Source organism: Chryseobacterium sp. c4a (genome assembly GCF_009900745.1).
Taxonomy (GTDB): Bacteria; Bacteroidota; Bacteroidia; order Flavobacteriales; family Weeksellaceae; genus Chryseobacterium.
Genome location: NZ_WXVU01000009.1, coordinates 147,362 through 160,133 on the forward strand (window position 1 = coordinate 147,362; position 12,772 = coordinate 160,133).

Consider the following 12,772-nt stretch of genomic DNA (forward strand, 5'->3'; position numbering starts at 1 on the left):
ATTTTATTGAAAATACAATAATTAAAACACAATATTGTGAGTAAAAGCTATTATACTCACATATAAATGAAAAATCATCTAATTAACAACCAATTAATACTTCTTTATCCATTAGCATTTAGTGAATTAATTGGATACAACACTCATAATCAGAACTTATATAATTAATAAAAAACATCACTAAAAATTGAATAAAAAACAACACATCACTTTCTAATGAAACAAGTTTCTATATGATCATTTACCATTCCTGTTGCCTGCATGTGAGCATAAATCACTGTGGAACCCACGAATTTAAATCCTCTTTTTTTCAAATCTTTGGATATGGTATCAGAGATTTCTGTAGTTGCCGGTACTTCAGATAATGCTTTAGGATTATTATCAATAGGAACTCCACCTATAAATCCCCAGATATATTTTGAAAAGCTTCCAAATTCTTTCTGAACCTCTATAAATTTCTGAGCATTGGTTATTGTTGATAATATTTTAAGCTTATTCCTTATAATTCCGGGATTATTCATCAACTCATCAATTTTTTGTTCAGGATAAACCGCTATTTTATTATAATCAAAATGATCAAAAGCTTTTCTGAAGTTATCTCTTTTTGAAAGAATAGTGTACCAGCTTAAACCAGCCTGAAAGCTTTCAAGAATAAGAAATTCAAAGATCGTTTCGTCATCATAAACAGGCCTTCCCCATTCTTCGTCATGATATCTTCTATAGAGATCATCTTTTTCGCACCATCCACAACGTATTTTTTCCATAATTATCATATTTTGTAAGATAAAGGTAAGATTGATTTACAAAATCATAACAAAATATTATGAAAAGTTTAACAGAGTCATATAATTTTAGGAATGGTTATTGTTTATTCAATACTACCAAACCAAATTTATAGTATTATGAACAATTCAGATTATAACAAAGCGGAAAATGCGGTAAACAATGTAGAAAATTCTTTACAGAATGCAACGGAGAAAGCCAAATGGAAAATCAATGAATTGGCAGACAGAGCCAAGGACTATATTAATGAAAAGAGGAATAATGATGAAGAAGCCCAACAGGAAGACTGGCTAGACAGGGTAAAAGCTAATGTAACCGATGCATGGGAAGACATTAAGGATAAAGCAGATGAAGCTTGGGAAAAAACTAAGGATGCGGCAGAGGATGTGAAGGCAGAATGGAACAAGAAAACCAATTAAAATTTCAGTCATATAAATATTTTCAAGAAAATGGGGTCTTATAATTGATAAGGCTCCATTTTTATTATGTCATAACCACAATTATTGCTACATTTGTATTTCAATAAACATTAAAAAATTATGTCATACGGTTTACTTAAAGGCAAAAAGGGAATTATATTTGGAGCCCTTAATGAACAATCTATCGCATGGAAAGTTGCTGAGAGATGTCATGAGGAAGGTGCAGAATTCATCTTATCTAACGCTCCTATCGCTTTGAGAATGGGAGAACTTAATGGTTTAGCCGAAAAAACAGGTTCTGAAGTTATAGGTGCAGATGCTACTTCTATTGAAGATCTTGAAAAACTTTTTGATGCTGCGGTTGCAAAATTTGGTAAAATCGACTTCATCCTTCATTCCATCGGAATGTCTATCAATGTAAGAAAAGGAAAACATTATACAGAAATGAACTACGATTGGTTGGAAAAAGGCTGGGATATTTCAGCGGTTTCTTTCCATAAAGTAATGCGTGTGGCTTGGGAGAAAGATTGTATGAATGAATGGGGAAGCATTTTGGCGCTTACTTATATTGCAGCTCAAAGAACATTCCCAGACTACAATGATATGTCTGACAACAAAGCGTATCTTGAAAGCATTGCAAGAACTTTCGGAAACTATTGGGGGGAAAGAAAAGTACGTGTAAACACTGTTTCTCAGTCTCCAACAATGACTACTGCAGGTAGTGGTGTAAAAGGTTTCGGAGGATTCCTTGGTTATGCTGAAGATATGTCTCCACTAGGAAATGCTACAGCTCTTGAATGTGCAGACTATTGTGTAACTCTATTCTCTGATCTTACTAAAAAAGTAACAATGCAGAATCTTTTCCACGATGGAGGTTTCAGCAGTTCAGGAGTTACTCAGAGAGTGATTAGTAAATATGATGCTGAATAATAACAGTATTTAGTATAAGATAAAAAGAATCGGCGGCCTCTTCGAGGCCGCCGATTCTTTTTAAAATAACGTTAATATGATGTTATAAAATTACGGTTTGTATAGAGTGTGCCGGAGCATTCAGCTTGGCAGCCATCCCTTCAATCCAAAGATTGGTTTCAATATCATTGTCTGAATCATTCATGATTACTGTTACCAGCTGTCCGTTTTCATTCATGAAAGCTGAAGAAGTTAAAGCAGCTCTGTTGGAAGAAGAACCTATTCTTTGGGCATTAGGTTTAATATACTTTGAAACGTGTCCGATATAGTAATATTCATAAGTATAAAACACCTCTCCTGTTTTGGTATCTGCAATAATTGGTGCAAAACAGAAGTTTCCTTTATGGTTAGGGCCTCCGGTTTCATCCAGAAGAATATTCCAGTCCGTCCATAAAGCATTTCCTTTATTGAAATCGTTCAACATATTCTTACTGTATAGCTCACCAAGGCTTACATCATAGATTCTGTCCATAGTGAATTGTTCTTTACAGCCTTCTGTAAAAGCAAGGAATTTATCTGGAAAAGCTCTATGCGTTTCTGCCAGGTTATCAAACAGCTGGGTTTTATTATTCCAGGTTTCATACCAGTGATAACCGATTCCACTCGCATATTTAGAAGTTTCCGGATCACTAAGTGTGGTTGTAGCTCTTTGATAGATTAAGTCTCTGTTGTGATCCCAGATCATTACCTTTTTATCTTTATAGCCGTTTTTCCATAAAGTTGGCCCCAGATTATTCTTCAGGAACTCTCCTTCTTCTTCCGCTGTATAGATACATGATTCCCAGGATTGTGTAGCCATAGGTTCATTCTGAACGGTTAATCCCCAAACATTAATTCCTCTCTTTTCGTATTCTTTAATGAATTTAATATAATAATCTGCCCAGGTCTGATAGTATTGGTTTTCCAATCTTCCGCCTTTATATAAACTCTTGTTTGATTTCATCCAGGCTGGTGGACTCCATGGAGAGAAATAAAAGGTAAAACTGTTTCCAATTGCTTTTTGAGCTTCCTTAATCAGTGGAATCTTATACTTCTCATCGTGAGCAACATTGAATGTTTTCAAAGAGATATCATTATCTGCTACATAGGTATAAGAATCACTGGAGAAGTCACAGGAATTCATATTGGTACGAACCACAGTGTAGCCCAGCCCATTCTTTCCGAAATATGCTTCCAGAATTTCTTGCTGTTTATTTTTTGGCATTTTGTAGAAAGTTTCTGCAGAAGCATCTGTAATAGCCCCTCCAATTCCGATGAGTTTTTGATATTTAAAATGAGGAGCAACAAAAATACAGGCTTCCGTCTCTTTTGGCTGACCAAACTGCTCAAATTTTACAGCCCCTTTGTCTGCCATCCTTTCATTGACCTTAGAATTGGTCAAAATTACCTTAGCTGTTTTTCCTTCATGCTTTTTCCAATAATTCTGAGCATTGACATTGATGGCAATACCGATTACAAAACAACTTACGATTAGTTTTCTCATGATTTTTTTGTTTGTGGACTAAAACGTCCTCTTTTTCATTATCTATTTTGATAGACTCTTACATAGTCTATATAATACTTTTGTGGAAAGATGCCGTCATCTATTCCTTCTTTTCCACCCCATAAACCTCCAACGGCAAGATTTAAAATGATAAAATAAGGTTGGTCAAAAGGCCATGCCTCTTTGGTTTTTTCTCTGTTTTCATAGGTAAAGAACTTCTTATCATCAATATAAACATCAATTTTTTCGGGTGTCCAATCAGCTTTATACACATGGAATCTTTCACTTACATCTTTTACAATCAGCGTATCTGTTTTTTGATTTCCCTGGATATGATTGTATTTCTTTGTGTGTACTGAAGCGTGAATAAATCCTTGATTAAATCCAACATGTTCCATAATATCAAGCTCTCCATCATCCGGCCATTTTTTCATATTTTCGCTCATCATCCAGATGGCTGGCCAGGTTCCTTTACCTTTCGGGAGCTTTGCCCGTACTTCTACTGTTCCATATTGAAAAGAAAATTTTCCTTTGGTTAAGAGCCTTGCTGAAGTATATTTATTTTTTTCCCAATTTTCTTTTCGGGCTTCAATGATAAGGTTTCCATTTTCCATCCGGGCATTTTCCAGTCTGCTTTTTGTATAAAACTGTGCTTCTTCATTTCCAAATCCATTTCCTCCTGTATCATAGTTCCATTTTAAAGAATCAGGAAGTCCTTTTCCATTAAATTCGTCACTCCAAATCAGCTTCTTACCAGAATCAACTTTAGTAGAAACACAATTTATTACTGATAAAACGGCTATTGCAGCTATACAAAGCTGAATTATTTTTTGGGGTCTTAAACTCATACAATGTTTATGGGCATTATATTTTTATTAAAGTCTTTTTTAATATCTTGATATTGAAGAGGATTAAATCTCACTCTTGTTCAATTTATTTTGTCCAATTAATTCTTTTGGTTTGTACATCCTGAGAATTAGTTCCTATCATAATATCAAACTCACCCGCTTCCCAGTCAAAATTAAGTTCGTCATCAAAAAATTTCAAATCTTCCGGAGTTAGTGTAAATTCTACCTTTTTGGCTTCTCCTTTTTTAATAATTATTTTTTTAAAACCTTTCAGGTCTTTTACAGGTCTTACTACTTTCCCAAAAAGATCTCTTATATAAAGCTGTACCACTTCCTCACCATCATATTTTCCAGTATTGGAAACTGTAACATTGATGACTAATCTCTGATTTCCTTTGAGGTTTTCAGAACTCAATATCATATTGGAATAGGTAAAATTTGTATAACTTAACCCAAATCCAAATGGGAATTTCGGATCATTGTCAAGATCAATATATGCTGAAACATAATTTCTGTCTGTATTATTTTTTGCAGGTCTGCCCGTATTGTAGTGATTATAATACACCGGGATCTGCCCTTCAGTTCTTGGAAAAGTCATTGGAAGCTTTCCACCCGGGTTTACGGTTCCAAACAGAATATCGGCAATAGAGTTTCCAGCTTCCGTTCCTAGCCACCAGGTATAAATAATAGCTGGAATATGGTCTGCCGCCCAGTTAAAAACCAAAGGTCTCCCTGCATTAATCATAAGGACAATCGGTTTTCCTGTTTTGGCAATTTCTTTTAACAAATCTTCCTGCACCCCGGAAAAGCCAATATTACTTCGGCTTTTTGCTTCACCACTCATTGCATGTCCTTCTCCTAAAGTCATAATCACCACATCTGCTTTTTTGGCGGTTTCTACAGCCTCTGCAAACATCGTTTTGTCCTGATCATCAACATTACAGCCTTTTGCATATAATAAGGTAGAATTTTTATCGAGTTGATTTTTAATTCCATCAAATTGTGAAACAATTCTTTGGGTATCATCTTTAAAAGCAATAGACCAAAATCCATGATTAGCTACCGTTTCCTTTCCAAACGGCCCAATCAAAGCAACTGTCTTTATTGTTTTTGAAAGCGGAAGAATATTGTCTTTATTTTTAAGAAGAACGATACTTTTAGATCCGAACGCCCTTCCGAATTTCCTATTTTCCTGGTTATCAAATTGTTTTTTCTGTCTTTTTTCATTACTGAATCGGTAAGGATCGTCGAAAAGCCCCATCTCGAATTTTTTGGTTAAAATTCTTCCTGTGGCATCATCCACGAGTTTAGCATCTACTTTTCCTTCTTTAGCAAGTTTCGGAAGTTCTGCCATATACACTCTACTTTCCATATCCATATCACTGCCTCCCTGTATCGCTTTTTCAGCAGCCTCTGCACCATCTTTTGCATATCCGTGAGGAATCATTTCTCCAATACTTCCCCAATCTGAAACCACAAAACCTTTATAATTCCATTTTTCTTTTAATAAATTTCTTTGGATATATTGATTGGCTGTGGCGGGAATTCCGTTGATATCATTGAAAGAATTCATGAATGTAGCTACTCCTGCTTCTGCAGCAGCTTTGAAGGGCGGAAGGTAAGTTTCGTTCAATTGTCTGAGACTCATATCAACAGAGTTATAATCTCTACCTCCTACTGCTGCACCATATGCTGCAAAATGCTTTGCACAGGCCATAACAGCATCCAGACTTCCTAATCCTTTTCCTTGGAATCCTTTAATTCTTGCTAATCCGATATAAGTTCCCAAGTATGTATCTTCTCCTGAACCTTCCATCACTCTTCCCCATCTCGGGTCTCTGGCAATATCTACCATTGGGGCAAAAGTCCAGTGAATACCATAAGCAGATGCTTCTGTAGCTGCAATTCTTTCGGATTTTTCTATCATTTCCAGATCCCAACTTGCAGCTTGTCCAATATTAACAGGAAAAGTAGTTCTGTACCCATGAATAACATCTTGTCCAAATAATAAAGGAATCTTCAATCGGGATTGCATGGCCAGTTTCTGAAACGCTCTGGTTTCTTCTGCTCCGGCAACATTCAGCATAGAGCCAACTTTTCCTTTTTTTATTTCTTCCAATACTGCAGCTGAATTAGAATGTTGAGGTCCTGTGGCATATTCAAATCCACTGTATTGTACCATCTGTCCTACTTTTTCTTCCAGTGTCATTTTAGATAAAAGATCTGCAACTCTCTGATCTATTGTTTTCTGTCCGTAGACGCTCATTCCAAATGCTGAGAATGCCAATAAGAAATAAACTCTCTTCATACTTATTCGGTTAAAAAATATAAGTTGCGGCAGATTGCCCAGGAATGTTTACTGTAGCGATCTTTCCGGCAAATTTAATATTAAAATTTTCATTTTCTTTATTATCGTTCTGAACAATCAACACTGTTTTTCCGTTGGGAGTTTTGAATGCTACTGTCGATAGATACTGGGTCTGAGTGGAAGCAATACGCTGAGAACCTGCCGGTATAAACTTAGAGGCATGTGCTACAATATAGTAAGCTACATTTCTGGTAAAGTTCTCACTGTCTGAAATGGTAATGGCACCTTTACATTCTGTACAACCACCTTCTGTATGTGGGCTATATTTAGAATCATTGGCAAGATTCCATTCCAGGGCTATTTTACTCCAATTTCTCATCGATCCGATGATCACATTCTTTGTATGCCAGTTCAGATCTTCATTAAAAGTCCCTTTTGAACCTGTCCACTGTTCAGTAAAATATAGATTTTTATCAGGGAAAGCATCATGAACTGTGCTTAATGCAGAAATATCTCCTTCGTACAAATGAAAAGCTGAACCATCAATATACTGATAGGCTTCAGAATCTTTCAGAATATCTAATGCATATTCAGGTTTATTGCAATTATGATCGTATACCACGATCTTTGTTTTGATCATATTGGTTTTAAAAACAGGCCCCAGAAACCCTTTCATAAAGTCTCTCTGCTGATTAGAGGGCATGTACAAACTCGGGTTATTTCCAGGATGTAAAGGTTCATTTTGAGGAGTTATAGCATCAATGCTAATTCCTTCTTTCTTCATTCCCTGAATATATTTTACAAAATAACGGGCATATATTCCATAAAATTCCGGCTTTAGGCTCCCCCCTTTTGATTTTCCATTATCCTTCATCCAAACTGGTGCAGACCATGGTGCAGCAATGATTTTAATTTTAGGATTGATGGCTAAAATTTCTTTTAGCATTGCAATCAGGTCTTTATCTTTTGCCAAACTGAACTTGGATAAGGAAACATCCGTCTCTCCCTCCGGAAGATCATCGTAGGAAAAAACTTCACCATCAAGATCTGAAGCTCCGATACTCAATCTCAGATAGCTGATGGAAATCGAATTTTCACCTGTTCCAAAAAGTTCATGAAGCAAAGCCTTTCTTTTAGATGGAGACAAACGATTGATTACCTCAACACTTCCGCCCGTTAATGTATATCCAAAACCATCAACATATTGAAACTTTTGAGTATCATCAATTTCAATATTTTGAAGAGTATTGGAGGTATTTACAAATCTGGTTGAAGCCTGGGATTGCATTTTGATGCTTTCGTCTCCTTTGGTAAGCCAATATTGAACTTCATTATTATTTTTCATAGCCACTGAGGCACATGATAAAGGAAAAAGTACCACACCGCAAAGCAGTGCAGTACCTTTAAAGAAACTATATAAGTTGTGAAACTTCATATTTTAGTATCCGGGATTTTGTTTTAAAGCAGTATTGGTCAATTCATTGAATGGAATGGGCAGAATTTCATTTTTACCTGCTTTAAACCCTCTTGTTCCTAGTCTCGCTGAGGCTTCTTCCCATCTGACAAGATCAAACCATCTGTGCCCTTCTCCTGCTAATTCTCTTCTTCTTTCATCTTTAATAGCTTGCATAGAAACCGGAACCGGAGCAAGTCCCACTCTTCCCCTTACAGCATCTAATAATGCCTGAGCTCTTCCACCGGCACCACCCAATGCTTCAGCCTCCATAAGATAAGTATCTGCCAATCTTATAGCAATATAGTTTTGACGGAAATTAAGCTCAGTAGGCCCCGGCAGATTAGATTTATCGGCATTCCTTGGTAAATATTTGTTTAGGAAATATCCTGTATCTCTAAAGCCTGGGGAATAAGTAATTTTCCCTTCTTCTTTTAATTTTTTAGCATTAAATATCGTAGCATTTAATCGGGGGTCTCCTTGCATAAAATTAAACAGATCATCTGTAACAGGATTAAATCCCCAACTTGCATAAAGATCAGGAGCATCATTATTAGGGACATTCGCAACTCGTCCATAAGATTTTATTCCTAGCATTACGTTGATTGAATTCCCTTCATCTTTACCAGAACCCCAAAACGGCCAATCTGCATTACTCACATTAGTATGCATTACTTCAAGCACAGATTCAGTCGTAAATTTATTATCTACCTTCCATAGATCATCAAAATTGCTTACTAATTTATATCCATACTGGCTTTCCTTACCCGGAGTACCATTTACCTGTTCAAATTGAGCTGCTGCTTCCACATTCTTCTTATCATATAAATAAATTTTGCCAAGAATAGCACGGGCTGTGCCTTGTGTGATTCTCCCTTTCTCACTAGGCCCGGATGCCTTCATCATAAGATCTGGTAAAGCAGAAACAATATCAGTTTCTATTTGTGTGTATATTTTTTTAGGGTCTTCCTGCGGAATATTATAATAATCATCTGTAAACACAACCGGCTTTAGGATAAGAGGGATATTTTTGAACATCCTCAATAGCTCAAAATAGTATAATGATCTTAGCACTTTGGCCTCCGCAATATATCTTTTTCTTATCTGATCATCCATTGTGGCATTTGGAATTCTTTCCAACAAAAGGTTAGCCTTTGCAATACCCTGATAATAGTCTTTCCAATAACTGGCAGGCATAATAATAGAGTTGATTGAATAGTTTGAGAACCCTTGAATACCAGCGCCATCCGAAGAATTCCCTCCACCTGAATAGAAATCATCAGAAGCTCCGTTAAAGAAAGTCACCATATTCTCGAAACCACCGGAATACTTTCGTAACATATCATAAGTAGCTATTAATCCTCCGAAAGCCTGTTCTTCATTCTTAAAATAGTTACTTGTATCAAAAGTTCCTGTATTCTTTACATCCTCCAGGTTTCCTTTATCACAAGATACAGCCCCAAAACTAATACCTGTTAATAATAAAACAGATACACTCTTATATATAAATCTTTTATTTTTCATTTTTTTAATCTTTAAAATTGAACACTAGCTCCGAAAATGAAAGTTCTTGCTTGTGGATAGAAAGCTCTATCTATACCAAATGTGTCTGTTCCTGCAATTTCAGGATCATATCCTGTATACTTGGTAAAAGTAACAAGATTTTCCCCCGTCACATAGAATCGGATTTTTGAAGCACCAATGGTTTTGGCTGCTTCACTCGGTAAGGTATAGCCTATCTGAACCAATTTAAGACGTAAATAATCTCCGTTCTGCAGATAATAATCAGACATTCTTGTATAGTTTTGATTATCATCATTTACGGTAAGCCTAGCTATTGTATTTGAAGTTCCTTCTCCTGTCCAACGTCCCATAATAGCAGTCTGATAATTGGCTTCCAGGATATCCAGCCTTCTGAGCCCCTGGAAAATTTTATTCCCAGCCTGCCCTTGTGCAAATACCATCAAATCAAAATTCTTATAATTCAGATTAACAGTAAGTCCAAATGTGTATTTTGGTACAGAGCTTCCCAGATTTACATAGTCTTTATCATCAATTACTCCATCACCATTCGCATCGAGTCTTTTGAAATCCCCTGGTTTTGCTTTAGGCTGAATTAATTCTCCTTTAGCATTTCGATACGCATCAATTTCTGCCTGATTCTGAAAAATTCCTAAGTTTTTATAACCATAGAAAGAACCATATGACTCACCCACTTGAAGTCTGGATACAGCTCCTAATGTTTGATAAGAAGCAAAATTTACATAAGGTCTGTTATTTTCAAGTCTGGTAATTTCATTTTTTAAATAAGCTAAATTACCATTAACTGAAAAACCAAAGTCCCCCCATTTCTTTTTGTATCCAAGGTTTACCTCCACTCCATCATTGTTCATATCCCCAATATTTCTGAACGGATTATTGATTAATCCCAAGTAACCGGGAAGCTCAACTTTTCTTAAAATATCAGTACTCTTTTTTCTATAGAGGTCAACGCTCAGATCAATGTTTCTGAAAAGCTTCATATCTGCTGCAATATTGAACTGTGAGGTTCTTTCCCACTTCAAATCAGGATTTTCAAGAGTACTTGGTGCATATCCTACTCGAATAATATTGTCTCCAAAAGTATAGTTACTTCCAGCGATCAGGAAATTGGCAAACTGGAAATCATCAATAGCATCATTACCCAGCACTCCATATCCACCTCTCAGTTTAAAGCTGTTTACCACTTTATTCTCCGGCCAAAAGCTCTCATTAGAAACATTCCACCCTAAAGACATTGCTGGAAAATTTCCCCAATGATTGTTACTTCCAAATTTGGAGGAACCATCTCTACGAATTGTTCCGGTAAAAAGGTATCTGTTATCATAGTCATAAACCACTCTTGCGAAATAAGAAGCTTTATGAGTTTGTTTTCCATCCCATGCGTTTCCTTTTCTATTTTCAGGAGAAATATCAAAGTTAAAAGATGCATCTTCCCAGTTATTGGTAGGAAGATTGGTAAACGTTGTACTTTGTCCTGACGAAATATTATACTCGTAATACCCTTGCCCAAACAAAACGTTCAGGTTATGCAATCCAAATTTATTCTGATAGGATAATGTATTTTCAGTACTCCATTCAAACTTTTTGTCAATTTGCCTGAATAAACTGTTAAAATCATTTTTATTAGCTGTACTCAGATAATTAACCGGAACAAATGCCTGATTCCCCCAATAAGAAAGTTTCCCATTCATGCTCGATTTAAAACTAATATGTTTATCAAGCTTTAACTCCGCAAATACATTAGCTATAATGTCATCAGTCCATTTAAATCTTCCTAACTGAGTTTGTCTGAAAGCCAATGGATTTGTCATCTCCTTACTTACATAAGGTGAAATTCCGTATGGATTTCCATTAGGATCTCTTACATAATTAGGATTATTGATATAATCACTGAAATTAGGCTGGCTATTAATACCATTGGTTACCACTACAGGTGTTAACGGATCAAGATTAATCGCTGAGCTTAGAGGCCCTCCAAATTCTCCGTTATCATTAACTCCTCTGGATTTTGTATGGGTATAGGCAAAAGTTTGTCCGATCGTCAAAAAGTCAAATACTTTGTGGGTAGAGTTTAATCTGGCGTTTATTCGTTTATAATTTGAGATATCTCTTAATACAATTCCTTCTTGATCATAATATCCAAAAGATGAGTAAAAAGTTGATTTATCATTTCCACCATTAATACTGAACTCATGAGATTGACGTTGTGCACTGTTGAAAATTTGCTTTTGCCAGTCTGTACCGACTCCATAAGATGAAGGATTACCCAAGAAAGGTTTCAATCCATCATTGTTATACGCTTCATTCATAATAGTGGCATATTGTGTCCCATTTAATAAATCAAGCTTTTTGGAAGCGCTTCCTACTCCAAAGAAACCATTGTAAGAAAGGTTTAGCTTTCCCTTTCGTCCTTTCTTGGTTGTAATCAAAATTACCCCTTTTGCGGCAGAAACTCCATAAATTGCAGCAGATGCTCCATCCTTAAGAATTTCCATGCTTTCAATATCAGACTGATTTAGCCAGCCGATATTGTCCACCACAATTCCATCCACCACCCATAAAGGATCATTACTTCCGGCTCCAAAACTGGTAATACCACGTACACGTACTGTAGGGGCTGTTCCCGGTTGTCCGGAATTCGAAACTACAGAAATACCTGCAGCTCTTCCCTGAAGCACTTGCTCTGGTCTCCCTGCTGTAGGAGCATCTTCGATATCAGATGCTTTAATGCTTGATATTGCTCCTGTTACATTACTCTTTTTCTGAGTTCCATAACCAATCATAACGATTTCCTCAATTTTATTCTCTTTAGAAAGCGAATCTTTCTTGGTCTGGGCGCTAAAATTAGCCGTGAAATAAAGGACGGCAACCACTCCTAAACTTCTTGATATTCTTATGTTCATATACAGTCATTGTTTTAATTCTCAAATTGAGACAATAAAAATATATTTTTTTTCACTTAATTAA

The 12,772-nt window shown here is 36.1% G+C and carries 9 protein-coding genes; 2 read left to right on the top strand and 7 right to left on the bottom strand.

What is annotated here, in order from left to right:
• Nucleotides 1–206: 206 nt before the first annotated feature.
• Nucleotides 207–764 carry a DNA-3-methyladenine glycosylase I gene (locus tag GTR01_RS13515; protein WP_160138354.1) on the bottom strand — a complete coding sequence of 186 codons (558 nt, stop codon included), beginning with the start codon at nucleotides 762–764 and terminating at the stop codon, nucleotides 207–209.
• Between the two features lie 138 nt (nucleotides 765–902).
• Here GTR01_RS13515 and GTR01_RS13520 point away from each other — a divergent pair, with 138 nt between their 5' ends.
• Both GTR01_RS13520 and GTR01_RS13525 read left to right on the top strand, forming a co-directional pair.
• A complete protein-coding gene (locus tag GTR01_RS13520; RefSeq protein WP_160138355.1) occupies nucleotides 903–1,202 on the top strand; it encodes a hypothetical protein in 300 nt (99 codons plus the stop codon).
• Between the two features lie 120 nt (nucleotides 1,203–1,322).
• Nucleotides 1,323–2,132: an enoyl-ACP reductase gene (locus GTR01_RS13525; protein ID WP_062670284.1), complete on the top strand. Its 810-nt coding sequence runs from the start codon at nucleotides 1,323–1,325 to the stop codon at nucleotides 2,130–2,132.
• Nucleotides 2,133–2,214: 82 nt separating this feature from the next.
• Here GTR01_RS13525 and GTR01_RS13530 read toward each other — a convergent pair whose 3' ends face one another.
• The 6 genes from GTR01_RS13530 to GTR01_RS13555 all read right to left on the bottom strand — a co-directional run bounded on the left by GTR01_RS13530 (nucleotide 2,215) and on the right by GTR01_RS13555 (nucleotide 12,708).
• Nucleotides 2,215–3,654 (bottom strand): glycoside hydrolase family 30 protein, encoded by a 1,440-nt coding sequence (locus GTR01_RS13530; RefSeq protein ID WP_160138356.1) that lies wholly within the window; start codon nucleotides 3,652–3,654, stop codon nucleotides 2,215–2,217.
• A 38-nt stretch (nucleotides 3,655–3,692) separates the two neighbouring features.
• On the bottom strand, nucleotides 3,693–4,502 hold the full coding sequence (locus GTR01_RS13535) for a family 16 glycosylhydrolase (protein WP_160138357.1): 810 nt from the start codon (nucleotides 4,500–4,502) through the stop codon (nucleotides 3,693–3,695).
• Nucleotides 4,503–4,587: 85 nt separating this feature from the next.
• Nucleotides 4,588–6,810: a beta-glucosidase BglX gene (bglX, locus tag GTR01_RS13540; RefSeq protein ID WP_160138358.1), complete on the bottom strand. Its 2,223-nt coding sequence runs from the start codon at nucleotides 6,808–6,810 to the stop codon at nucleotides 4,588–4,590.
• A 10-nt stretch (nucleotides 6,811–6,820) separates the two neighbouring features.
• Nucleotides 6,821–8,245, bottom strand: coding sequence for a glycoside hydrolase family 30 protein (locus GTR01_RS13545; protein WP_160138359.1), 1,425 nt, complete (start codon nucleotides 8,243–8,245; stop codon nucleotides 6,821–6,823).
• Between the two features lie 3 nt (nucleotides 8,246–8,248).
• Nucleotides 8,249–9,787 carry a RagB/SusD family nutrient uptake outer membrane protein gene (locus GTR01_RS13550; RefSeq protein ID WP_160138360.1) on the bottom strand — a complete coding sequence of 513 codons (1,539 nt, stop codon included), beginning with the start codon at nucleotides 9,785–9,787 and terminating at the stop codon, nucleotides 8,249–8,251.
• 11 nt (nucleotides 9,788–9,798) lie between these two features.
• Complete coding sequence (locus GTR01_RS13555) at nucleotides 9,799–12,708, bottom strand: SusC/RagA family TonB-linked outer membrane protein (RefSeq protein WP_160138361.1); 2,910 nt, start codon at nucleotides 12,706–12,708, stop codon at nucleotides 9,799–9,801.
• Nucleotides 12,709–12,772: the final 64 nt, after the last annotated feature.

Coding starts and splice junctions, on each gene's coding strand:
- GTR01_RS13515 (WP_160138354.1), bottom strand. CDS start 764: ATGGAAAAAATACGTTGTGGATGGTGCGAAAAAGATGATCTCTATAGA.
- GTR01_RS13520 (WP_160138355.1), top strand. CDS start 903: ATGAACAATTCAGATTATAACAAAGCGGAAAATGCGGTAAACAATGTA.
- GTR01_RS13525 (WP_062670284.1), top strand. CDS start 1,323: ATGTCATACGGTTTACTTAAAGGCAAAAAGGGAATTATATTTGGAGCC.
- GTR01_RS13530 (WP_160138356.1), bottom strand. CDS start 3,654: ATGAGAAAACTAATCGTAAGTTGTTTTGTAATCGGTATTGCCATCAAT.
- GTR01_RS13535 (WP_160138357.1), bottom strand. CDS start 4,502: ATGAGTTTAAGACCCCAAAAAATAATTCAGCTTTGTATAGCTGCAATA.
- bglX (WP_160138358.1), bottom strand. CDS start 6,810: ATGAAGAGAGTTTATTTCTTATTGGCATTCTCAGCATTTGGAATGAGC.
- GTR01_RS13545 (WP_160138359.1), bottom strand. CDS start 8,245: ATGAAGTTTCACAACTTATATAGTTTCTTTAAAGGTACTGCACTGCTT.
- GTR01_RS13550 (WP_160138360.1), bottom strand. CDS start 9,787: ATGAAAAATAAAAGATTTATATATAAGAGTGTATCTGTTTTATTATTA.
- GTR01_RS13555 (WP_160138361.1), bottom strand. CDS start 12,708: ATGAACATAAGAATATCAAGAAGTTTAGGAGTGGTTGCCGTCCTTTAT.